Source organism: Massilia agri, assembly GCF_024753255.1.
In the GTDB taxonomy this organism is placed as follows: domain Bacteria; phylum Pseudomonadota; class Gammaproteobacteria; order Burkholderiales; family Burkholderiaceae_D; genus Telluria; species Telluria agri.
This window is the reverse complement of the sequence record NZ_JANUHA010000003.1, coordinates 292,419-312,512: the sequence shown is the minus strand read 5'-3', so window position 1 is coordinate 312,512 and position 20,094 is coordinate 292,419. Positions and strand designations below refer to the sequence as shown.

General features: G+C 67.3%; 21 protein-coding genes. 6 read left to right on the top strand and 15 right to left on the bottom strand.

Annotated elements, in window-relative coordinates:
- Positions 1–29 precede the first annotated feature (29 nt).
- Positions 30–1,517: an aldehyde dehydrogenase gene (locus NX780_RS06450; protein WP_258827024.1), complete on the top strand. Its 1,488-nt coding sequence runs from the start codon at positions 30–32 to the stop codon at positions 1,515–1,517.
- A gap of 10 nt (positions 1,518–1,527) precedes the next feature.
- Here NX780_RS06450 and arr read toward each other — a convergent pair whose 3' ends face one another.
- Genes arr through soxR form a run of 3 tightly spaced genes read right to left on the bottom strand, consistent with a single transcriptional unit; the run spans position 1,528 to position 3,082 of the window.
- The gene (arr, locus tag NX780_RS06445) at positions 1,528–1,929 is read right to left on the bottom strand and encodes an NAD(+)--rifampin ADP-ribosyltransferase (protein ID WP_258827023.1); all 402 of its coding nucleotides are present in this window, start codon (positions 1,927–1,929) and stop codon (positions 1,528–1,530) included.
- 10 nt (positions 1,930–1,939) lie between these two features.
- Complete coding sequence (locus NX780_RS06440) at positions 1,940–2,599, bottom strand: glutathione S-transferase family protein (RefSeq protein ID WP_258827022.1); 660 nt, start codon at positions 2,597–2,599, stop codon at positions 1,940–1,942.
- Positions 2,600–2,629: 30 nt separating this feature from the next.
- Positions 2,630–3,082 carry a redox-sensitive transcriptional activator SoxR gene (soxR, locus tag NX780_RS06435; protein WP_258827021.1) on the bottom strand — a complete coding sequence of 151 codons (453 nt, stop codon included), beginning with the start codon at positions 3,080–3,082 and terminating at the stop codon, positions 2,630–2,632.
- A 76-nt stretch (positions 3,083–3,158) separates the two neighbouring features.
- Here soxR and NX780_RS06430 point away from each other — a divergent pair, with 76 nt between their 5' ends.
- Positions 3,159–3,611 (top strand): ester cyclase, encoded by a 453-nt coding sequence (locus NX780_RS06430; protein ID WP_258827020.1) that lies wholly within the window; start codon positions 3,159–3,161, stop codon positions 3,609–3,611.
- Between the two features lie 3 nt (positions 3,612–3,614).
- Here the strand turns inward: NX780_RS06430 and NX780_RS06425 are convergent, their stop codons facing one another.
- From NX780_RS06425 to NX780_RS06415, 3 genes are read right to left on the bottom strand one after another with little or no spacing between them, the layout of a single operon-like run.
- Positions 3,615–4,355: a LytR/AlgR family response regulator transcription factor gene (locus NX780_RS06425; protein WP_258827019.1), complete on the bottom strand. Its 741-nt coding sequence runs from the start codon at positions 4,353–4,355 to the stop codon at positions 3,615–3,617.
- A complete protein-coding gene (locus NX780_RS06420; protein WP_258827018.1) occupies positions 4,352–5,470 on the bottom strand; it encodes a sensor histidine kinase in 1,119 nt (372 codons plus the stop codon). Before NX780_RS06420 ends, NX780_RS06425 begins: the two co-directional genes overlap by 4 nt.
- Positions 5,471–5,522: 52 nt before the next feature.
- Positions 5,523–7,148 carry a response regulator gene (locus tag NX780_RS06415; RefSeq protein ID WP_258827017.1) on the bottom strand — a complete coding sequence of 542 codons (1,626 nt, stop codon included), beginning with the start codon at positions 7,146–7,148 and terminating at the stop codon, positions 5,523–5,525.
- Positions 7,149–7,327: 179 nt separating this feature from the next.
- Between NX780_RS06415 and NX780_RS06410 the strand changes: the two genes are divergently transcribed.
- The 3 genes from NX780_RS06410 to NX780_RS06400 all read left to right on the top strand — a co-directional run bounded on the left by NX780_RS06410 (position 7,328) and on the right by NX780_RS06400 (position 9,703).
- Entirely contained in the window at positions 7,328–8,104 is a 777-nt protein-coding gene (locus tag NX780_RS06410) for a DeoR/GlpR family DNA-binding transcription regulator (protein WP_258827016.1), read from the top strand.
- Entirely contained in the window at positions 8,101–9,240 is a 1,140-nt protein-coding gene (locus NX780_RS06405) for an MFS transporter (protein ID WP_258827015.1), read from the top strand. Before NX780_RS06410 ends, NX780_RS06405 begins: the two co-directional genes overlap by 4 nt.
- 64 nt (positions 9,241–9,304) lie before the next feature.
- Positions 9,305–9,703 (top strand): VOC family protein, encoded by a 399-nt coding sequence (locus tag NX780_RS06400; RefSeq protein WP_258827014.1) that lies wholly within the window; start codon positions 9,305–9,307, stop codon positions 9,701–9,703.
- 51 nt (positions 9,704–9,754) lie between these two features.
- Here NX780_RS06400 and NX780_RS06395 read toward each other — a convergent pair whose 3' ends face one another.
- The 9 genes from NX780_RS06395 to hda form a co-directional block, all read right to left on the bottom strand.
- On the bottom strand, positions 9,755–12,508 hold the full coding sequence (locus NX780_RS06395) for a DUF4214 domain-containing protein (protein ID WP_258827013.1): 2,754 nt from the start codon (positions 12,506–12,508) through the stop codon (positions 9,755–9,757).
- Between the two features lie 99 nt (positions 12,509–12,607).
- A complete protein-coding gene (senA, locus tag NX780_RS06390; protein ID WP_258827012.1) occupies positions 12,608–13,801 on the bottom strand; it encodes a selenoneine synthase SenA in 1,194 nt (397 codons plus the stop codon).
- A gap of 7 nt (positions 13,802–13,808) precedes the next feature.
- Complete coding sequence (gene thpR, locus NX780_RS06385; RefSeq protein WP_258827011.1) at positions 13,809–14,318, bottom strand: RNA 2',3'-cyclic phosphodiesterase; 510 nt, start codon at positions 14,316–14,318, stop codon at positions 13,809–13,811.
- 10 nt (positions 14,319–14,328) lie between these two features.
- Entirely contained in the window at positions 14,329–15,177 is an 849-nt protein-coding gene (gene panB / locus NX780_RS06380) for a 3-methyl-2-oxobutanoate hydroxymethyltransferase (RefSeq protein ID WP_258827010.1), read from the bottom strand.
- A gap of 80 nt (positions 15,178–15,257) precedes the next feature.
- Positions 15,258–15,605, bottom strand: coding sequence for a DMT family protein (locus NX780_RS06375; protein WP_258827009.1), 348 nt, complete (start codon positions 15,603–15,605; stop codon positions 15,258–15,260).
- A gap of 1 nt (position 15,606) precedes the next feature.
- A complete protein-coding gene (gene folK, locus NX780_RS06370; RefSeq protein WP_258827008.1) occupies positions 15,607–16,080 on the bottom strand; it encodes a 2-amino-4-hydroxy-6-hydroxymethyldihydropteridine diphosphokinase in 474 nt (157 codons plus the stop codon).
- On the bottom strand, positions 16,077–17,465 hold the full coding sequence (gene pcnB, locus NX780_RS06365; RefSeq protein WP_258827007.1) for a polynucleotide adenylyltransferase PcnB: 1,389 nt from the start codon (positions 17,463–17,465) through the stop codon (positions 16,077–16,079). The genes folK and pcnB overlap by 4 nt, the downstream gene beginning before the upstream one ends.
- Positions 17,458–18,132 (bottom strand): histidinol-phosphatase, encoded by a 675-nt coding sequence (locus NX780_RS06360; RefSeq protein ID WP_258827006.1) that lies wholly within the window; start codon positions 18,130–18,132, stop codon positions 17,458–17,460. The genes pcnB and NX780_RS06360 overlap by 8 nt, the downstream gene beginning before the upstream one ends.
- Complete coding sequence (gene hda, locus NX780_RS06355; RefSeq protein WP_258827005.1) at positions 18,129–18,812, bottom strand: DnaA regulatory inactivator Hda; 684 nt, start codon at positions 18,810–18,812, stop codon at positions 18,129–18,131. Before hda ends, NX780_RS06360 begins: the two co-directional genes overlap by 4 nt.
- 226 nt (positions 18,813–19,038) lie before the next feature.
- Between hda and purM the strand changes: the two genes are divergently transcribed.
- Positions 19,039–20,082 (top strand): phosphoribosylformylglycinamidine cyclo-ligase, encoded by a 1,044-nt coding sequence (purM, locus tag NX780_RS06350; RefSeq protein ID WP_258827004.1) that lies wholly within the window; start codon positions 19,039–19,041, stop codon positions 20,080–20,082.
- The last annotated feature ends 12 nt before the right edge of the window (positions 20,083–20,094 follow it).

Sequence of the window (20,094 nt, the reverse complement as noted above, 5' to 3'; positions counted from 1 at the left end):
TGCCTCGACAGCAGGCAGCGGAGAAGACCATGACGACATCCCTGTGGCATGAACGAGCAGACACCCTGCGGCCGGACGGCCGCGCCTTCATCGATGGCGCCCGGGTCGCGGCGCGCTCGGGCGGCCGTTTCGACTGCCTGTCCCCGGTCGACGGCCGCAAGCTGGCCGAGGTGGCCCGCTGCGACGGCGCGGATGCCGACGCCGCGGTGCGCGCCGCCCGCGCGGCGTTCGACGACCGGCGCTGGGCCGGCAAGGCGCCGGCCGAACGCAAGAAGATCCTGGTCCGCTTCGCCGACCTGATGCTGGCGCACCGGGACGAGCTGGCGCTGCTGGAAACCCTCGACATGGGCAAACCCATCCGCTACAGCCTGAGCGTGGACGTGCAGCTGGCGCAGAACTGCATCCGCTGGTATGGCGAGGCGATCGACAAGCTCTACGACCAGGTGGCGCCCACGCCCGAGGACAGCCTGGCCCTGATCACGCGCGAACCGGTGGGCGTGGTGGCCGCCGTCATCCCCTGGAACTACCCGATGCTGATGGCGGCCTGGAAGATCGGCCCGGCGCTCGCCGCCGGCAACAGCCTGGTCCTCAAGCCTTCCGAGAAAGCCCCGTTGACGTCGCTGCGCCTGGCCGAGCTGGCACTGGAGGCCGGCGTGCCGCCCGGCGTGTTCAACGTACTGCCGGGTTACGGGAACGAAGCGGGGAGCGCGCTCGCCCTGCACATGGACGTCGACTGCATCGCCTTCACCGGCTCGACCCGCGTGGGCAAGCAGATCGTGCAGATGGCCGGCCAGTCGAATCTCAAGCGCGCCTGGACGGAACTGGGCGGCAAGTCGGCCAACATCGTCTGCGCCGACTGCCCGGACCTCGACGCCGCCGTGGCGAGCGCGATCGGGTCGATCTACTTCAACCAGGGCGAGAGCTGCAACGCGCCTTCGCGCCTGTTCGTGGAAGCGTCGATCAAGGACGCTTTCATCGAACAGGCCATGGCCCTTGTGCCGCACTATTCTCCCGGCGATCCGCTGGACCCGGACACCGTGATGGGCGCCATCGTCGACCCGATCCAGATGAAGACGGTGCTCGGCTACATCGAGGACGGCAAGCGGGAGGGCGCACGCCTGCTCGCGGGCGGCAGGGCGGCCAGGCAGGACAGCGGCGGCCTGTACGTCGAGCCGACCCTGTTCGACGGCGTCGATGCCGGCATGCGCATCGCGCGCGAAGAGATCTTCGGGCCGGTGCTGTCGGTGCTGTCGTTCACGGACCTCGACGAGGCCATCCGCCAGGCCAACGCCACGCCCTACGGCCTCGCCGCCGCCGTCTGGACCGCCGACATGGGCAAGGCGATCCGCACCTCGCGCTCTTTACGCGCCGGCACCGTGCACGTGAACCAGTACGACAACGACGACATCACGGTGCCCTTCGGCGGCTACAAGCAGTCGGGCAACGGGCGCGACAAGTCGCTTCACGCGTTCGACAAGTATACGGAACTGAAGACGACCTGGATCCAGGTAAGCTAGGTGCGCGGCCTCAGTCGTCGATCACGTCGAGGCCCTGTTCCCTGAGCCGCGCAAGGCCGTCCCGCATGGCCTGCAGGGCCTCGGGCGCGTGCCCGCCCCAGTCCTTCACCTCGCCGACCACGCGCAGGGCCTCGCGCGAGCGATAGGATCTGGTCGGGTTGCCGGGGAACTTCTTGTCGGTCAGGTTGGGATCGTCGACGAAGTCGCCGAGCGGTTCCACGATGTAGATCCTGCCGGGGCCAATACCGGCCGCCAGCTCGGCGCCCCAGGTCGCCGCTTCCAGCGTGGCGGAAAAGTAGACGTGGTTGGCCTTCCTGCGCTCGCCGAAGTTCGAGGTGTAGCCGGGTACGATCAGGTCGCCCGGCCGCAGGTCGGCACGGGTGCCGTGGTAAAAGGGGCCGACGCAATCCATGGGTTCTCCTTCAGTCGCGGTCGGGGGCGCCCAGGGGGAAGAGGGGCCGGTAGGGCCGCGCTTCCTCCACCGCCCGGGCGAAGGACGGCCGGGCCAGCAGGCGCGCGCGGTAGGCGGCCAGGCATGGATACTGGCTGGAGATCCGGTGCACCCAGTCCGCGTAGAACAGCGAGGGCGCCGCCGCGCAGTCGGCGAGCGTGAAGTCCTCGCCCGCCGCCCAGGTCTTGCGTGCCAAGTGGCCTTCCAGCCAGCCGTAGGCGCGCTCGAGCAGCTGCGCGGACTGCGCCAGCCCTTCCTCGCGCTTGACCGGATCGCCCGTCAGGGCGCCCGCCACCGCCGCCTGCATCGGCGCCATCACGTGCAGGTCGAAGAAGCGGTCGAGGAAGCGCACCTCGAGCGCCGCCATCGGGTCCTCCGGCAGCAGGGCTACCTTCCCGGGATGGGCTAATTCCAGGTACTCGATGATGATGCTGGTCTCGACCAGGCGGCGCTCGCCGTCCTGCAACATGGGGAACTTCGCGAGCGGCCAGTGCTTCAGCCAGTCGGCCACGTAGTCCGGCGTGTCGGGACCGAGGCAGCGGAAGTCGAAGGGCGTCTCGTTCTCGTATAGCGCGACGAGCAGCTTCTGGGTGTAGGAAGAGAAGGGGTGACCGTAGACGACAAGGGACATGGCGGCTCCTGGCTGGCGGATCTGCCAAGTCTACAACAGCTGCGGCCCGCTGCCCTGATCGGACAATTCGTCGAGGGGATTGCGCAGCTTGCACACCTTCATCGACAGGCAGCCGCAGCCAATGCAACCATCGAGTTCGTCGCGCAGGCGGGTGAGCTGGGTGATGCGTTCGTCGAGTTCCGCACGCCACAGGCGCGACATGCGCGCCCAGTCCTCGGCGGTGGGCGTGCGTTCGTCCGGCAGCGAAGCCAGGGCGGCGCTGATCGAGGCCAGCGAAATGCCGATGCGCTGGGCCACCTTGATCACCGCCACCCGGCGCAGCACGTCGCGGCCGTAGCGGCGCTGCCCGCCGCTGCTCCTCACGCTGCGGATCAGGCCCTTGGATTCGTAGAAGTGCAGGGCCGAAACGGCCACGCCGCTGCGCTGCGCCACCTCGCCCACCGTGAGCGGCCGTTTGATGTCGGCCGGGTCGATCTTCGCCATGATTTTCCTCTTGACCTCAAGTTAAGTTGAGGTTTTACACTCGTCTCCACCTTAATGCAAGCACATGGAGGAAGTCGTGAATAGTGGCCTGAGCACCGTCGAATTCAACAAGCAGCTGGTTCGCACCCTGTACGAGGAATGCATCAACATGCGGGACCTGGACCGCATCGACACCCTGGTGGCGCCGGATTTCATCGGCCCGCGCGGCGAGCACGGTCCGCGCGAATTCCGCGCCACCATCGAGGCCGTGCTGACCGGTTTTCCCGGCGTGCGGTTCCAGATCCATGACCTGTTCGGGGAAGGCGACCGGGTGGCGCTGCGCTGGACCTTCCGCGCCAACCACGCGGGCTGGTTCGTCGGCCTGCCGCCCAGCAGCAGCGAGGTGCGCCAGGAAGGCAATGTGATCTACCAGATCCGCAACGGCCAGATCGTACGGGCCTGGCTGCAGGCGGACCGCCTGGGCGTGCTGCAGCAGATCGGGGCGGTGCCGCGCTCCTTCGCGGACAGCAGGGCCGAACGGCCGCTCTAGTACTTAGATCGCCATGTCGCGCAGGATCTTCGACGCGTCCCGGTTCGCCCCCAGCACCGCGCCGTCGCGCATGTGGATCTGCAGCTGCGACTGCTCGTCCGCACGCATCGACTCGACGAAGTCGAGATTGACCAGGGCCGAGCGGTGGATGCGCACGAAGCGCGCCGGGTCGAGCTGGGCCTCGAGTTCCGAGATGCCGATGCGGACCAGGAAGGTCTGGCCGCGCGCCACGATCACCGTGTACTTCGAATCCGCTTTCATGTACTCGATCTCGCTTGTCGCCAGCGGGAAGATGCGGCCGCGGTCGCGCACCAGGATGCGCTCCAGGCGCGCCGGCGCAGCCGAGGCATGCGACAGGGCGCTGTCCAGGGTGTCGCGCGCATGGACGGATCCGTCGAGCAGCCGCGCCACCGCCGCCGCGAAGCGCGCCTGGGTGAAGGGTTTCAGCAGGTAGTCCACCGCGTGCAGTTCGAAGGCCGTGACCGCGTACTGGTCGTAGGCCGTGGTGAAGACGATTTGCGGCAGGTAGTCGAGCCGGCGCAGCACCTCCAGGCCCGTCATCTCCGGCATCTGGATGTCCATGAACACCACGTCGGGCCGCAGGCGCGTGATGTGGGCCAGGGCGCCGGCGCCGTCCGCCGCTTCGCCCACCAGGCGCAGGCCGGGATGGGCATAGATGGCGTCGCGCAGCACGTCGCGCGCCAGCGGTTCGTCCTCGGCGAAGAAAACGGTCTTCATGGTCATGCGGCGAGCTCCTCACGGATGGCCGGGATGGTGACCGACACGCAGAAGCCAATCCCTGCCGCGCTTTCCACGCGCAGGGCGGCGCGGCTGCCGTAGTCCAGCTGCAGGCGCCGTTCGATGGTGCGCAGGCCCAGGCCGGGCGAGGCCGCGATCGCTGCCGGGTCGGCGCCGGGACCGCTGTCGCGCACCGTCATGGTGAGCGCGCCATCGGCATCGCGGCGGGTACGGATGCGCAGCACGCCCGGCCGGCTGTGCGGGTTGAAGGCGTGCTTGATGCTGTTCTCCACCAGCGGCTGCAGCGACAGCGCCGGCAGTGGGTGGTCGCCGGCGTCTTCGTCGAGGTCCCATTCGACGCGCAGGCGCGCGCCCAGGCGCAGCTGTTCCAGCTCCAGGTAGTCGCGCACGAAATCCAGTTCGGCATCGAGGGTCACGCGGTCGCTGCCATTGCGTTCCGTGTCGAGCACGTAGCGCAGCATGTCGGAAAACTGGAACAGCGCGGCTTGCGCGGCAGCCGGGTTGCGCTGGGTGAGGGCGATGATCGAGTGCAGGGTGTTGAACAGGAAGTGGGGATTGAGCCTGTTGCGCAGTGCGCTCAGTTCGGCGGCGATCACGAGGTTCTGCGCCTCCTTCATCGCCAGCGCCTGGCGGTGCGCCCGGTCGCCGGCGCGGATCAGGTGGAAGATGCCGGCGGCGAGCAGGTAGGTCATGGCGTGGTAGAGCAGCGGCCAGATGTACCAGCTGAGCGGCTTGCCGGCCTTGAAGAAGGTCCAGAAGGGGCCTTGTGCGACGATGGCGAAAGCCGACGCCGCCACGACGTGGACGGTGAGGACCCTGGGCATGCGCCAGTCCCGTCCTTCGAGCCAGCCGGTCAGGGGCCAGACCATGGCCAGCAGCACGGCGGAAGGCAGCAGGCTGGCGATGGTCAGCGCGAACCTGCCGGCATCGAAGCGGCCGTCGGCGACGTTGTCCAGCTGGTCGGCGACGGCCAGGAAGACGGCGTAGGCCAGCCAGACGGTGATGTAGATCCGCCACATCAGGCTGTGGCGCGGTTTATCGAGGGGCGGTGTGTTCATGCGCGGATTGTCGCCCGTGGGCGAACGGGAAGGGGACGCCATGACGCGAACTGCGGGATCCGGTATCCGAATTGCGGGAAACCGGCAATCCCGGTCAGGGGCAGGGCAGGGTGATCGTCAGGCGGGTGCGGCCGTGGCCCGTGTCCATGCTCACGCTGCCGCCCTGGACCTCGGCCATCAGGCGGATCGAATAGGTGCCGAGGCCGTTGCCGCCGATCTTGCTTGAGGCTGCGTATTTTTCGAAGAAGTGGGCGCGCGCCGCCGGCGGCACCTCGCCCGCGTTGTCGATCATGACGTGCAGGTTGCCGTAGCCCGGCGCGATGTAGACGCTGACACGGCCGCCCGGCGGCGACGCCTCGATGGCATTCTTCAGCACGTTGTTGAACATCGAGTAGCACAGCAGCGGTTCGCCCAGGCACACCACGTCGTCCGGCGCCTCGTACTGCACCGTCACGTCCGAACTGCCGCAGGCGATGGCGGCATGCTGGCACACACGCCCCAGCATCTCGCCCAGGTCGAACATCTGCAGGGCCGCCTGGTAGGTGCCCTGCTCCATCTTGTAGACGTCGAGGGTGCGGTTGATCATCTCGAGCGCGTTCTCGGCCGCGGTCTCGATCATGTGGGCCTGCTCGCGCTGGGCCTCGGTGAGCGGGCCGACGAGCAGGGCCTGGCTGCCGTGCAGGGCGACCGCGATCGGGCTTTTCAGGTCGTGGCGGGTGATGCGCTCGACGTCCTCGCGCAGGCGCGCGTTCTCGATCAGCAGTTCGTTCTGGCGCTTGATGTCCTGCATGGCCGTGGCCAGCAGCAGGTGGGCCGACAGGCGCGCCTTCAGGATGGTCGGGTCGGCCGGCTTGGACACGTAGTCGACCGCGCCCAGGCGCAGCCCGGCCACCACGTCCTCGGTGCCGTCGCGCGCGGACAGGAAGATGATCGGAATGTGGGCCGTCTTCGGATTGGCCTTCAGCTGGCGGCAGGTCTCGAAGCCGTCCATGGTCGGCATCATGATGTCGAGCAGGATCAGGTCGATGTGGAAGGCGTCCGCGATCTCCAGGGCCTTCTTGCCGCTGATCGCGACCTTGATCGCGTATTCGTCCTTCAGCACCCCGGCCAGCACCTCGATATTGGTCGGGATGTCATCCACGATCAGCACCGTCGACTTCTTCACGCGCTCGCCGATCGGCGCATCCAGACCGATGACGTTCGATTCCGGCAGCAGGGCCGGCGCGGCGGCAGGCGCCGGCGCGGGTGCCGGGGCAGGAGCGCGCGGCGCCGGCGCGGCCGGGGCGGCAGGCCGTTGGGCCGGCGTGGCGGGCCGGGCGAAGGGGCTCGGCGCCGTCTCGAGGGTCACGCCCAGCATGTTCATGAATTTGCTGGCGAAACTGTGCACCGTGAAGGGCTTGATCATGTAGGCGTTCACGCCGGCCTGCAGCGCGGTGCGCACCGATTGCGGGTTCGCCTCGGCGGTGAGCATCATGAAAGGCGTGTTGCCGTAGCGGTGGTCCGCACGCATCCACTTGAGCAGGTCGATCCCGCTCATCACCGGCATGCCCCAGTCGCCCACGACGATGTCGATCTGCTGCTTGCGCATGAGGTCCTGCGCGGTCTTGCCGTTATCGGCCTGGAACACGTTCAGGAAACCGAGTTCGGCCAGCACCTGGCGCACGTGGGTGCGGATCAGGAGGTAATCGTCGACGATGAGGATGGCGGCGGACTTGTCCATGATATTTCTCTTACTTAAGTTCATGAAGTTTAGCAACTAATTATGTCCTCGCCTATGTGAAATGTTGTCACCGTTGTATGCATGGCAGCCGAATTGTCGGGTGATTCTTCGTGTTTCTGCGTAAACTTGCATGTTTGTGCGTGTTTCAGTACAGTGGCGTGCATTCATCAGGAGGGTTCATGCAGTTAGTCGAAGAAAGGCGCCAGGCGATCGTCGAGGCGATCGAGCAGGAGGGCCGGGTCCTGGCCGCCGAGCTGGCCCAGCGCCTTCACACGTCCGAAGACACGATCCGGCGCGACCTGCGCGACCTCGATGCCGCCGGCCTGCTGCGCCGCGTGCACGGCGGCGCGGTGCGGCGCGGCGCGGCCCCGAGCTTCGGCGAGCGCATGGAAGCCGAGCTGCCGCGCAAGAACGCGCTGGCCAAGATGCTGCGCGACTGCGTGCGGCCAGGGGACACGGTGCTGATCGACGCCGGTTCCACCAACCTGGCGCTGGCGCGCCTGCTGGAGGACGGCCAGGCCGCCACCGTGGTCACCAACAGTCCGCAGGTGGCGCTGGCGCTGGGCGACTTCCGCCGCACCCGCGTGGTGCTGCTGGGCGGGACCTATCACGCTGCCCAAGGCGCGGTGATGGGCGCCTGGACCCTGGCCGAACTCCAGCAGCTGCGCGCCGACCTGTGCATCATCGGCATCTGCGCGCTCGACCCCGAGCGGGGCCTGGCCACCGAGGACGCCGAAGAGGCGACCATCAAGGCCGCCATGCTCGCCGGCAGCACGCGGCGCGCGGCGGCGCTGCTTAACGAACGCCTGTTCGACAAGGCTTCCTTCCTGTTCGGCCGGCTGGCCGAACTCGACCACCTGGTGCTGGAAGCCGACGCACCGCCAGACACCATCGCCCGCCTGCGCACGTCGCACCCGGGTCTCGACATCCAACTTGCAGCAAAGGCCCGTCCATGACGACCCCTTCTCTTTCCCAGGCGCGCTGGGCCATCTCCACCATTTTCCTGCTCAACGGCGCCGGCATCGGCCTGTGGGCCGCGCACGTGCCGGTCGTGCAGGCGCGGCTCGGCATCGATACCGCGACCCTGTCCATGGTGCTGCTCACCATCGCGGCCGGCGCCCTGCTGGCCATGCCGCTGATGGGCGGCTTCACGGCGCGCTGGGGCACGCGCCGCATGACGCTCGTCTCGGGCGTCCTCTTCACCACCATGCTGGGCATCCTGATGGGGCTGAACGACCTGGCCCTGCTGTTCGTGGCGGCCTTCCTCTTCGGCGTCGGCAACGGCGCGCTGGACGTGGCCATGAACGCCAATGCCAGCGAAGTCGAGACGGCGCGCGGCATCCCGACCATGTCTTCCTTCCACGGTTTCTTCAGCCTCGGCGGGCTGCTGGGCGCGGCGCTGGGCGGCTTCGTGATCGGCCAGGGCTGGGGCGACGGGCAGGGCGCCCTGGCGGCGGCGATCGCCACCGCCATCGCGCTGGCGTTTGCCGCGCCGCGCGTGATGTACTTCGCGCCGACCCATGGCGCCGCCAGCCATTTCGCCCTGCCGCGCGGGGCGGCGCTGGGCCTGGGCCTGCTGGCCCTGCTCTGCTTCGCGGTCGAGGGCGCGCTGGTCGACTGGAGCGCCCTGCTCATGCGCGAGCGCACCGGCGCCGAGCCGGCCAGCGCGGCGCTTGCCTATTCCGCCTTCTCGATCGCGATGGCGGCCTGCCGTTTCGCGGGCGACCGCCTGATCCTGCGCTTCGGCCCCATGCGCGTCATGGTGCTGGGGGGCCTCGCGATGTTCGTGGGCCTGGCCACCGCGGTGCTGAGCACCCACTTCCTGCTGTCGGCCTGCGGCTTCGCCCTGATCGGCATCGGCGCGGCCAATGTGGTGCCGCTGCTGTTCGGCGCGGCCTCGCGCATCCCCGGCATGGGCGCCGGCGCCGGCGTGGCGGCGGTGGCGACCCTGGGCTACGGGGGACTCCTGATGGCGCCCCCGGTGCTGGGCTATATCGCTGCGCACTCCAGCGTCATGGTGGCGCTGGGCATGCTGTCCCTGTCGGGCCTCGTCATCGCGATGAGCGCGGGGATCATCAAGCGCCAGGCCTGAGCATGTAGACTGTCGGCGGCATGTCGCCGGCAATCACCAATATTCATCCAGGAGGAAGACAGGAATGTTCAATCACGTCATGGTCGGAACGAACGATATCGCACGCTCGAAGCGCTTCTACGACGCCGTACTCGGCGTGCTGGGCGCAGGGGCGCCTTTCGAGAACACCGCCCCGAGCGGGCATGCCCGCCTGTTCTACCGCCACGACGGCGCCGCATTCTGCGTGTCCGAGCCGATCAACGGCGAAGCTGCCTGCCATGCCAATGGCGGCACCATCGGTTTCAAGTGCGGCTCGCCCGAGCAGGTCCAGCAGTTCCACGACGTCGCGCTCGCCCATGGCGGGACCACCTGCGAGGAGCCGCCCGGACTGCGCGAAGGCAGCCTGGGTGCGATGCATCTGGCCTATGTGCGCGACCCGGACGGCAACAAGCTGTGCGCCGTCTACCGCCCGAAGAAAGCGTGAAACGCACATGGCCCTGCCGCGCGTGCGACAGGGCCATGGTGGAGTGGTGGATCAGAAGATGAAGTCGGCGACCCCCGGCATGGAGGTGTTGCCGTACATGGCGAAGGCCATGTCGGTGCCGCTCGTGTAGTTGCCGTCGCCATTGACGTCGACCAGCATCCAGCCATCGTCTTCGCCGTACATGGCGAAGGCGATGGAGCGGTCCACGCCGTTGTCGTTGAAGACGTCGGCGCCGTCCTTGATCGTCGACTGCAGGATGTGGTCGGTGTTCGACGCCACCTTGAACTTGGCGAAACCGTCACGGTTGGCGCCGGCCGCCAGGTGCAGGGCGGACAGGTCGATCTTGTCCGTGCCGACCTGGAAGTTGTTGATCACATCGTAGTCGTTGACTTGCTTGCTGCCCTGGCTGGCCCAGACCAGCTGCGAATCGCTGGCCTTGGTGAACACGATGGTGTCCTTCACCACCTTGTCGCGGTTCAGGATCACATAATCCTTCTCGCCGCCGTTGCCCTGGAAGACGCCGCCGGCCGCGGTCGCGGTGTAGTAATCCGTGCCCTGGCTGCCGAGGTAGTTCAGCCCCTTGCCGGCGGCGGCTGCGCTGCGGACCACGCCGTCGAAGTTGACGTCGCCGCTGGAAGCCGAGGCGTCGAAGATCTCGAGGGTGTCGGAGTAGATGCTAACCATGTCCAGGCTCGCGTCGCCCGTCACGAGCACCGTCTTGCTGCCCTGGGCGTCCAGGAAGCCGAAGCTGTTCAGGTAGTCCGACGGGGCCTTGGCTTCATTGCTGCCGGTGGCCGGACTGTCGTGCTCCGTCTTGTTGACGGTCGAATGCAGGGTGATCGTCTCGATGCCGCTGGTTTCGAAGTTGTTGGCCTTGACCAGGCCATTGGCGCGGTTGTCGGCATTCGCATCGTTCGCGCTCATGCTGATGGTCAGCTTGTCGTTGCTGCCGGAAGCATCCTTCAGGATGAACTTGATGTTGGCGCCGATGACGAAGTTGTCCGCCGGCGCGCCGGTCAGGTCGTGGTTGACGTCCTGGCTGACCATCTCGATGCGCGAGTCGGCGCGGCCGTTGGTGAATTCGACCGGTCCACGCAGACGTGCATGGGTGTGCAGGGTGGTGACGCTGCCGACCTTGTCGAGGTCATACACGCCTTTGCCGCTCGAGAAATCGAGGACCTCGAAGTTGCTGTAGACCGGGCTGCCCGCGCCAATGAGGGCGGAGTCGTTCATCACGACGGTGTCGATGCCGGCGCCGCCGTCGACTTTCGCGCCGGCCAGCGCCGCCTGGGTGAAGTCGTAACGGTCGTTGCCGGCGCCAAGGTTGACGGTCGCGTTGCCCGCCAGTGCGCCGAGCATCGAGACGAGGTCCATGCCGGATCCGCCTTTGACCGTCAGGCCAGCAGTGGTGGCCAGGCTGACGGTGTTGGCGCCGCTGGACTGCGAAGCGTCGAAGGTCTTCAGCGATGCGATGCCCGTGGCGTCGGTCTTGAAGGCACCCGCGCCCTTCAGGCTTAGGCTGGCCAGCTTGTCGTCCGCCGCCAGCGCAGTGGTGACGAGTTCGAAGTTGGCGGCGTTGTCGATGTTGAGGGCCGTGGCCTTGGCGGCCGCCAGGTTGATGTTCGAGCCGACACCGCCCTGCACGGCGCCGACCTGCAGGTTGACGGTCTTGGCGTTGGCATCCGTGATCGTCGCGCGATTGCCGACTTCGCTGACGCGCAGGTTCAGTTCGTGGTCCGCGGTGGCGTTGTTGATGACCGCGTGCTGGTTGGTGTTGGCCAGGCTGACCGAGATCAAGGCATTGCCGTTCAGGGTGGCGACGCCCGTGTTGCCATCCACGGCGACGGCGCGGCCGCCCTGGGTGGTGACGGCGCCGGCGTTCGTCTTGATGTCGATGGCGACCGTATCGACGACCTTCACGTTGACGGCGCCGCCGGCGGCGATGTTCACCTGCTCGAGGCCGGCGAAGCCCGACATGTCATAGGCGCCCGCATTGCCGACACCGCCTTTGGTGGCGATGTTGACCTGCTGGATATTGGTGACCGAGACCTGGCCCGGTACGGCGCCTGCCATCGCGCTGCCGTCGTCGTCGATCGATAGGGTGTTCCTGCCACCGCCGCCGTGGATGCTGTCGCCGGCCGAGAAGCTCGCGGCGGTCGCGTTGAAAGTGTCGTTGCCGCCGCCGCCCTTGAAGGCGACGCCGGCGTCCGCGTTGGCGCTCAGGGTGAACACGATCGGCGCGCGGCTCGCCGCGACAAAGCCGGCGGTCGCGGCTTCCAGGTTGGCGGTGGCGGTGGCGAGCGTGTCGTTGGTGGTCACGGCGGTGGTCAGCGCCTTGGCGTAGGCGAGTGCCTCGTCGCCATTGTAGGCAGCCTGCTCGGGGTGCACGTCCAGCGCTTTCGTGAAGCTGGTCGCATACTTGACCTTGTTGTCGAAGGCGACCAGATCTGCGCCCTGGGCGCCGGCGGCGATGGCGGTCACGGCGTCGTCGATGATGACGCTTCCTTCGGTGAGCTTACCGGCCCAGAACTTGACGCCGTCGTCCTCGCCATCGCGGCCGAACAGGTTGCGGTAGACGGTGTTGACGATGTCGACGTTGGTCTTGCCGGCGTAGGCCTTCTTGTACTCGTCCGAGGAGGCAAAGGCGGCGGTGACGATGTCCAGGCTTCCGCCCTGGCTTTCGATGACGCGCTGCCAGTGCGCCAGGCCGCCCGGATCCGCCGGGCGGTTGAAGTAGGCGACGTACAGTTGTTGGATCGTGGTTTCGTAGTTGACCATGGTGGGCTCCAGATTGTGCTGGTTCATCTGATCGCCGACTGTCTCATGCAGTCGACGGGATGACACATTCTGGCATGGCCCCTCAAGCGATACTGCCCCCTTCCAAGGGGTAAAGCATTCCTCGCCTCAGGCGGCGCAGCTGCGAAAGCCGGAGAAGATGTCGTCGCGCTCCGGCGTGAAGAAATTCCGGTACCGGGGCGAGCGCAGGCGCGGCGCGGTGGCGAAGGAAGCGCCGCGCAGGGTCTGGCGGCTGCCGAACCAGGGCGCCGAGTACTCGCGGTAGCGGTCCGCCGCGAAGCCCGGGTAGGGGAGGAAGGGCGAGGCCGTCCATTCCCACAGGCCGCCCCAGGCGAAGCCGGGATGCCCGGACCCGGCCGCAACCTCCCATTCTTCTTCGCGCGGCAGGCGCCGCCCGGCCCAGTTGCACCAGGCCTCGGCCTCGTGCAGGGTCACGTGGCGCACCGGTGCGTCCGGGGCCAGCGCCTGCAGGCGTCCGAAGCGCATCTCCTGCCAATCCGCTCCTGCGCGCCGCCAGTAGCGTGGCGCCTCGCGGCCCTGCGCCGCCAGCCACGCGTGTCCGGCCTCGCTCCAATAGGCCGGGTGACGGTAGCCGCCCGCCTGCATGAAGGCGAGGTAGGCCGCATTCGACACCAGGCCGGCACTGATCGCGAAGGGCGCGACGAAAAATGGCGCCGCCTGTCTTTCGTTGTCGAACACGAAGCCGCGCGACTGCTCGCCGCCACGATCGAACCGGCCCCCCGCGAAGGCGATGTCGCCTCCTGTCGTCGCTTCTTCCGTTCCGGATTCGCCGGGCGGCGCCGCCGCGTCCAGTGTCTGCAAGGTGTAGAGCAGGGCTTCGCCATGCATATCTTCATGCGCCAGCGCCAGCCGGTAGGGATAGAGCGCCTCGTCGTCGTCCGGCGCAAGCGCGAGGCGCGCGAGGATCGCGTCCAGCACGCCGCGGCAGTAGGCCTTGAGCGTGTCGGGCGCGGGCAGGTCGAGCGTCCAGCGCGTCGCATGCGCCACCGCGCCAGAATCGAACAGGGCGTCGCCCTGGGCCAGCAGTGAAGCGCCTGCGGCATCGCCCGGCCGGGTGCCCATCGCTTCGCGCAGGACGAACCATTCGGCGAACCAGGCGACATGCCCCAGTTCCCACAGTGGCGGGTTGACGATCGGCAGGCGCGGCACGTGCGCCGCCCGGTCGTAGCCGGCGGCCGCCAGCGCATCGAACAGGGACAGCGTGCGCCGCCGCGCATCGACCAGTGCGGCGGCAAGGGCCGGCGGCCCCATCCCGCGAAACGATGCGGCCCCTGCGCTCATGGCATGCTCAGGCATAGTGGCGCAGCACCGTGTAGATCCCATTCTTCGATTCGACCAGTGCGTAGCCGCCGGCCTGCCACAGGACCGGCGGACAGGCCTGCGGCGCCACGGCGCCGCCTGCGCGGCGCGCCATCGTCACGTGCGGGCGATAGGCGCGCGATTCCGGCGCCAGGCCGAGGGCGGCAAGGGCGCCGGACAGGCGCTGGTGCAGCGCCGGCAGTTCGGGCGGCGGCGCCGAAGGCTCCAGCACGGCAATCCCGTTGTGCCACAGGGCCGCACGGTCGAGGACGAGCTCGAAGGGAATGAAAGGCACGGCGAAGCCTTCGAGGAATTCGGGCAGCCGCTCGCTCGGCAGGGCACCGAGAAAGTGCAGGGTGACGTGCAGCTTGTCCGGATGGACGAGGGAGGCGGCCCTGGGCCAGGTCCAGGCGTCGCGCAGCTCCTTGAGCTGGTGGCGCAGCGCCGGGTCGGGCCACAGGGCCAGGAACAGACGGGTGGTATTGGGCTTCCCGTCCATGTCCCCTACCTTAGAAGCAGTGTTCCGGCGCCGGGAAGCTGCCGTCCTTCACCGCCGCCACATAGGCCGTGACGGCGCCGTCGATGCTGGTCTGGCCTTCCATGAAGTTGCGCACGAAGCGCGCCTTGCGGCCCGGGAAGACGCCCAGCAGGTCGTGCATCACCAGCACCTGGCCGGAACAGTCGGGGCCCGCGCCGATGCCGATGGTCGGGATTTGCAGCAGGCTGGTGACTTCCTTGCCCAGCGCCGCCGGAATGGCTTCCAGCACCACCAGCGAGGCGCCCGCGGCCTGCAGCGCCAGCGCGTCGGCCTTCAGCTGCTCGGCCGCCGCGTCGGTCTTGCCCTGTACCTTGAAGCCGCCGAAGGCGTGCACGAACTGCGGGGTCAGGCCGATATGGGCGCAGACGGGGATGCCGCGCTCGACCAGGAAGCGCACGGTCTCGGCCAGCCAGGCGCCGCCTTCGATCTTGACCATCTGGGCGCCGGCGCGCATCAGGGTGACTGCGTTGTTATACGCTTCCACCGGGGTGGTATAGCTGCCGAAGGGCATGTCGGCCAGGACCAGGGCGAGCTTGTTGCCGCGTGCGACCGAGGCGGTGTGGTACGCCACGTCAGCCACCGTCACCGGCAGGGTCGAATCGTAGCCGGCGCAGACCATGCCCAGCGAATCGCCGATCAGCAGCACTTCCACGCCGCAGCGGTCCATCAGCGAGGCGAAGCTGGCGTCGTAGGCGGTCAGCATGGTGATCTTGTCGCCTGCCGCGCGCATGGCGAGCAGCGAGGGCGCGGTCACGGCCTTGCGCACCGGTTTTGGTGCGTCGTTGGCGGCTGGGTCCTGGCCCTGCAGATAAGCGCTCATGGGAATCCTTTAAAACGATCGTTCGGAAAACGCGTAGTGTAATCCGGCAGCGCCAAATGTGCAGGAAAGCGTTTAGGCGGTTAGGACCGGAAAATAAAATACACCGCGCCGACCAGGCACAGCGCCGCCCAGACGTAGTCAAGCTTGAAAGGCTCGTTCATATAGAGCATGGCGAAGGGCACGAAGACGGAGAGCGTGATCGCTTCCTGCATGATCTTCAGCTGCGCCAGGCTGAATTGCGTGTGGCCGATGCGGTTGGCCGGCACTTGAAGCAGGTACTCGAAGAGGGCGATGCCCCAGCTGACGAGCGCGGCGATGTACCAGGCGCGGTTGTTGAGGCTCTTCAGGTGGCCGTACCACGCGAAGGTCATGAAGATGTTCGACAGCACCAGCAGGCCGGCGGTCTGGAACCAGATCGGCAGGCCCATGTCAGAAGACCTTCTTCACCGCCTGGCTGGCGACCAGCGGCAGGTAATCGTGGATCGGGCCGACGCCGGGGATGACGATGTCGGGTGCGATCTCGGCCAGTGGCGCCAGCACGAAGCCGCGCTCGTGCATGCGCGGGTGCGGCACGGTCAGGGTGTCGCTCTGGATGCGCTGCTCGCCATAGAGCAGCAGGTCGAGGTCGAGGGTGCGCGGGGCGTTGCGGTAGGGGCGCTCGCGGCCGTGCGCCTGCTCGATCTCCTGCAGGGCCGCCAGCAGTTCGTGGGGATCGAAGGCGGTGTCGATGCAGGCCACCGCATTGATGTAGTCGGGGCCGCTCGAGTCGACCGGCGCCGTACGGTAGAGGCCCGAGGTCTCGATCAACGTGGTGCCGTCCAGCAGGGCGAGCCTGCGCAACGCGTCCAGCACATTGGCCTGCGCGTCGCCCAGGTTGGCGCCGATCCCGACGTAGGCGATCATTCCTCGCCGCCGCCTTGCGCCGAGGCCGCGCCTTCGGCATTGGAACGTCGCGGACCGCGGCGCGGCGGACGCTTGCGCTTTTGTCCGGTACCCGTTTCGCCGTTGCGCGGACGGGCATTCGCGGCCGCCAGCAGGGCTTCGCGCTCGCCGCCCTCGGCCGCATAGAAGGACGTCCACCATTCGCCGATCTCGCCCGGCAGCTCGCCCGACTCGCAGCGCAGCAGCAGGAAGTCGTAGCCGGCGCGGAAGCGCGGGTGCTCCAGCAGTTTATATGGCGACTTGCCGGTGCGGCGTTCGAAGCGCGGCTGCATGGCCCAGATGTCGCGCATGTCGGTGGCGATACGGCGCTGCAGGGCCAGGTTCTCGGTCTGGGTCTCCAGCACGTCGTCGGCCGCCAGGTGCAGGGCCGGAATCGGCGATTCGCCGGCGGCGCGGTAGGCATTCCACTTTTCCAGCACCTGGTGCCACAGCAGCGAGGCGAACAGGAAGCCCGGCGAGACGCCCTTGCCGGCCTTGACGCGGCCGTCGGTCGATTCCAGGGCGAGCGTGACGAACTTCATGCCGATCGGCTGCTCCAGCACCACGTCGAGCAGCGGCAGCAGGCCATGGTGCAGGCCGGCCGAGCGCAGCTCTTTCAGGCAGGCCAGGGCATGGCCGGACAGCAGGAGCTTGAGCATCTCGTCGAACACGCGCGCCGCCGGCACGTTGTCGATCAGTGGGGCCATCACGGGGATCGGCGCGCGCGTGGTCGGCTCGATGGTGAAGCCGAGCTTTGCCGCGAAGCGCACCACGCGCAGCATGCGCACCGGGTCTTCGCGGTAGCGCGCTTCCGGCACGCCGATGATGCGCAGGGTTTTCGCACGGATGTCCTCGATGCCGCCGTGGTAGTCCAGCACCGTTTGCGTGGCCGGGTCGTAGTACATGGCGTTGATGGTGAAGTCGCGCCGCGCCGCGTCTTCGTGCTGGGGACCGAAGTTGTTGTCGCGCAGGACGCGGCCGTGTTCATCCTTCGGCGCGTTGTCGCTGCCGTTGCCGCGGAAGGTCGTCACTTCCAGCAGGTCCTGGCCGAACATCACGTGCACGATCTGGAAGCGGCGGCCGATGATGAAGGCGCGCCGGAACAGGCGCTTGACCTGCTCGGGCGTGGCGTCGGTGGCGATGTCGAAGTCCTTGGGCTTCACGCCCAGCAGCAGGTCGCGCACGGCGCCGCCGACGACGAAGGCCTTGAAGCCGGCTTCCTGCAGGGTCTGGGTCACCGTGACCGCATTGCGCGAGACGTTGCGCGGGTCGATCTTGTGTTCGTCCGGGCCGAGGATAACGGCCTGGGTCGGGTCGCGGCCGTCGTCTTTCACGCCAAGGATTTTGCGGATGAATTTCTTAATCATTGAATAGATGGATGGTTGGCCAACCCTGCGCCTGCGCATGGGCGGCGAGCTTGGCGCTCGGGTTGGTGGCGACCGGGTGGCTGACGATCGACAGCAGCGGCAGGTCGTTGTGCGAGTCGCTGTAGAAATGGCAGCGTTCGAAATCCTCGAAGCGCGCACCCAAACGTTCCAGCCACGCGTGCATGTGGGTGATCTTGCCGGGGCCCGAGGTCGGGGTGCCGACGAGTTTACCGGTCAGGTTTCCCGCCGCGTCGTACTCGGGCATGGCGCCGATGTGGTGCTCCACGCCGAAGCGCGCCGCGATCGGCGCCGTGATGTGGTAGTTGGTCGCGGTGATGATGGCCACCAGGTCGCCTGCCGCCTGGTGTTCGCGCACCAGTGCCAGCGCCTTCGGCCGGATCGCGGGCTCGATCACTTCCTGCATATAGCGCGCGTAGATGGCATCCAGCTCGGCGCGCGGGAAGCGCGCCAGGGTGCCGAGGGCGAATTCGAGGTACTCGACCGGGTCGAGCACACCCGCCTGGTACTGGGCGAAGAACTCGTCGTTGCGGCGGCGGAAGGAGGTTTCGTCCACGGCGCCCATGCGGACCAGGAACTCGCCCCATTCATAGTCCGAATCGATCGGCAGCAGGGTATGGTCGAGGTCGAACAGCGCAAGGTTTTTCATTCTTTGGTTTCCGACTGCTGGTTTTCTTGCAGCAACAAATCACGCAGCAGCGGCAGGGTGACCGGGCGCTGGGTCTCGAGCGAATACTGGTCGAGGGCGTCCAGCATCGTCGCCAGCGACCGCATGTCGCGCTTGAAGTGAGACAACAAATAGGGTAACACGCTCGCCGACAGCGTCAAACCGCGCGCTTCGGCAGCCTGGGTCAGCGCCGCGATCTTCTCGTCGTCCGACAGGCCCTTGATCTGGTAGACCAGGCCCCAGCCCATGCGCGTGCGCAGGTCTTCGCGCACCCCCAGCACGCCTGGCGGCACCGGGCCGGTGCAGACCATGTAGGCGCCGTGCTCGCGCACCTGGTTGAACAGGGCGAAGGCGTCGATCTGGCGCTGCGGGGAGAGGCGGTCGGTATCGTCCAGCAGGTAGAGCGTGACGTCCGGGCTGTGCACGAACTGGTCTTCCGGGGCGTCGAAAGCGATGTAGCGCGAGGCGGGGCTGGCGGCAAGGGCCTGCAGCAGGTGGGTCTTGCCGGCGCCGGTATCGCCCCACAGGTAGGCGAAATGCTCGCGCGAAGCACGCTGCGCGAACTGGTGCATCAGGTGCGCCAGTTCGGCATTCTCGCCCACCTGGAAGGTGTCGAGGCTGTGCGCCGGCTCGGCGCCTAAATCGAGCACCAGCTGTTTCATGGGATCGTTGGTCCTGTGCTGGAGTTCATCGCGCCACCGCCAGCCAGAGCGCCAGGCGGAACGTGCTTGCTGCGGGCTCCGGGGTCAGGAAAAAGGGCATGCCGATATTGTTATTCTGTTAATCCGAGTAGAAACGGAAGTTCGATAGAGGCTGTTTTGCTAAAATAGCGGATTGACCAGGTTTGGGTCGCCGCCTTCTATTTTACCGCCTCCGCTGCCAAATACCATGAGCCAACCATCTAATGTTTCCCTCTCCTACCGCGACGCCGGCGTCGATATCGATGCGGGCGACGCCCTGGTCGAAGCGATCAAGCCCTTCGCCAAGCGCACCATGCGCGAAGGCGTCCTCGGCGGCATCGGCGGCTTCGGCGGTCTGTTCGAGATCAGCAAGAAGTACAAGGAGCCGGTGCTGGTCTCCGGTACCGACGGCGTCGGCACCAAGCTCAAGCTCGCCTTCGAACTGAATCGTCATGACACCGTCGGTATCGACCTGGTGGCCATGAGCGTGAACGACATCCTGGTGCAGGGCGCCGAGCCGCTGTTCTTCCTCGATTATTTCGCATGCGGCAAGCTGGACGTGCCGACCGCCACCGCCGTGGTCAAGGGCATCGCCCAGGGCTGCGAAGAGTCGGGCTGCGCCCTGCTGGGCGGCGAGACCGCCGAGATGCCGGGCATGTACCCGGACGGCGAATACGACCTGGCCGGCTTCGCCGTCGGCGCGGTCGAGAAATCGCAGATCATCGACGGCAGCAAGATCGTCCCGGGCGACGTCGTGCTGGGCCTGGCCTCCTCGGGCATCCATTCGAACGGCTACTCGCTGGTGCGCAAGATCATTCAGGTGGCCAAGCCGGATCTCGAAGCCGATTTCCACGGCCGTAAACTCAGCGACGTGCTGATGGCGCCGACCCGCCTGTACGTGAAGCCGATCCTGGCGCTGATCGCGTCGATGGAAGTGAAGGGCCTGGTGCACATCACCGGTGGCGGCCTGGTCGAGAACATCCCGCGCGTGCTGGCGGACAACCTGACCGCGGTGCTGGACGGGAAATCGTGGACCATGCCGCCGCTGTTCAAGTGGCTGCAACAACACGGCGGCGTGGCTGATTCGGAAATGCACCGCGTGTTCAACTGCGGCATCGGCATGACCGTGATCGTGGCCAGGGAAAACGCGGATGCGGCGATGGCCCAGCTGCAGGCTGCGGGCGAAACCGTCTATCGCATCGGCGAGATCCGCGCGCGCGAAGAAGGCCAGGCGCAGACCGTCGTGCAGTAAGCCGGCGGCGCC

Coding starts and splice junctions, on each gene's coding strand:
- arr (WP_258827023.1), bottom strand. CDS start 1,929: ATGGATTGCGTCGGCCCCTTTTACCACGGCACCCGTGCCGACCTGCGG.
- NX780_RS06440 (WP_258827022.1), bottom strand. CDS start 2,599: ATGTCCCTTGTCGTCTACGGTCACCCCTTCTCTTCCTACACCCAGAAG.
- NX780_RS06405 (WP_258827015.1), top strand. CDS start 8,101: ATGACGACCCCTTCTCTTTCCCAGGCGCGCTGGGCCATCTCCACCATT.
- NX780_RS06450 (WP_258827024.1), top strand. CDS start 30: ATGACGACATCCCTGTGGCATGAACGAGCAGACACCCTGCGGCCGGAC.
- NX780_RS06395 (WP_258827013.1), bottom strand. CDS start 12,508: ATGAACCAGCACAATCTGGAGCCCACCATGGTCAACTACGAAACCACG.
- thpR (WP_258827011.1), bottom strand. CDS start 14,318: ATGGACGGGAAGCCCAATACCACCCGTCTGTTCCTGGCCCTGTGGCCC.
- NX780_RS06415 (WP_258827017.1), bottom strand. CDS start 7,148: ATGGACAAGTCCGCCGCCATCCTCATCGTCGACGATTACCTCCTGATC.
- NX780_RS06360 (WP_258827006.1), bottom strand. CDS start 18,132: ATGAAAAACCTTGCGCTGTTCGACCTCGACCATACCCTGCTGCCGATC.
- panB (WP_258827010.1), bottom strand. CDS start 15,177: ATGAGCGCTTATCTGCAGGGCCAGGACCCAGCCGCCAACGACGCACCA.
- NX780_RS06410 (WP_258827016.1), top strand. CDS start 7,328: ATGCAGTTAGTCGAAGAAAGGCGCCAGGCGATCGTCGAGGCGATCGAG.
- folK (WP_258827008.1), bottom strand. CDS start 16,080: ATGATCGCCTACGTCGGGATCGGCGCCAACCTGGGCGACGCGCAGGCC.
- NX780_RS06375 (WP_258827009.1), bottom strand. CDS start 15,605: ATGGGCCTGCCGATCTGGTTCCAGACCGCCGGCCTGCTGGTGCTGTCG.
- soxR (WP_258827021.1), bottom strand. CDS start 3,082: ATGGCGAAGATCGACCCGGCCGACATCAAACGGCCGCTCACGGTGGGC.
- pcnB (WP_258827007.1), bottom strand. CDS start 17,465: ATGATTAAGAAATTCATCCGCAAAATCCTTGGCGTGAAAGACGACGGC.
- NX780_RS06400 (WP_258827014.1), top strand. CDS start 9,305: ATGTTCAATCACGTCATGGTCGGAACGAACGATATCGCACGCTCGAAG.
- hda (WP_258827005.1), bottom strand. CDS start 18,812: ATGAAACAGCTGGTGCTCGATTTAGGCGCCGAGCCGGCGCACAGCCTC.
- senA (WP_258827012.1), bottom strand. CDS start 13,801: ATGAGCGCAGGGGCCGCATCGTTTCGCGGGATGGGGCCGCCGGCCCTT.
- NX780_RS06420 (WP_258827018.1), bottom strand. CDS start 5,470: ATGGCGTCCCCTTCCCGTTCGCCCACGGGCGACAATCCGCGCATGAAC.
- NX780_RS06425 (WP_258827019.1), bottom strand. CDS start 4,355: ATGACCATGAAGACCGTTTTCTTCGCCGAGGACGAACCGCTGGCGCGC.
- purM (WP_258827004.1), top strand. CDS start 19,039: ATGAGCCAACCATCTAATGTTTCCCTCTCCTACCGCGACGCCGGCGTC.